General features: G+C 67.7%; 2 protein-coding genes. One reads left to right on the forward strand and one right to left on the reverse strand.

Features of this window, described 5'->3' with window-relative positions; translation table 11 throughout:
* The coding region (locus EAO75_RS43690) for an alpha/beta hydrolase (RefSeq protein WP_148000703.1) at positions 1 to 328 on the forward strand (328 nt) is incomplete at its 5' end.
* A 26-nt stretch (positions 329 to 354) separates the two neighbouring features.
* Here EAO75_RS43690 and EAO75_RS43695 read toward each other — a convergent pair.
* A complete protein-coding gene (locus tag EAO75_RS43695) occupies positions 355 to 546 on the reverse strand; it encodes a hypothetical protein (RefSeq protein WP_148000704.1) in 192 nt (63 codons plus the stop codon).
* Between the last annotated feature and the right edge of the window lie 113 nt (positions 547 to 659).

Consider the following 659-nt stretch of genomic DNA (forward strand, 5'->3'; position numbering starts at 1 on the left):
CCGGGCCAAGTATCCGCTCACGGCGGGCATGCCGAGGAACGCGCTTGCGTGCACCTCGTGGCCGTGGGCGCCGCGGGAGGCTCCGCTGCGGGTGTCGGACCGGGGGCCGTCGAACGTGCTGATGGTGCAGAACGAGCGGGATGTGGCCACGCCGCTGAGCGGGGCGCTGAAGCTGCGGGATGCCTATGGCAGGCGGGCCGTGATGGTGACCGTCAACTCGACGGGGCACGACTCGTATCTGGACAACGGCAACGCGTGCGGTGACGCTGCCGTGTCGCGGTACCTGGAGACGGGGAAGCGGCCCGGGCGGGACCTGTACTGCGAGTGAGAGGTGGTGAGCCGGGTGCGGCGCCCCTAAGGGTGGTGCGCGTAACGGTGTTTCAGGGCGCGGTAGGCCTCCTTCGGTTCCCAGTGCCAGTCCGAGTTCGGGTCGTCCGGGTCGTTCCTGATCGGCTTGGTGACGGCGTAGCTCGCCAGGTCCAGGTCGTAGCGGGGGTTGTCGGGGCGGTGACCCAGAAGAGGGAAACGTTCCTCCGGTACAGCCATCAACTGCCCCCTATGTGATGGAATGGAGTCACTCATGCGGGTGAGCACCCGTTGCCGGCCGTTTCAGGTGCTCGGTTGGAGATCCGCCCATCTTGAGCAGGGCAATCCGGTGG

The organism is Streptomyces sp. UW30 (genome assembly GCF_008042075.1).
Classification (GTDB): Bacteria; Actinomycetota; Actinomycetes; order Streptomycetales; family Streptomycetaceae; genus Streptomyces.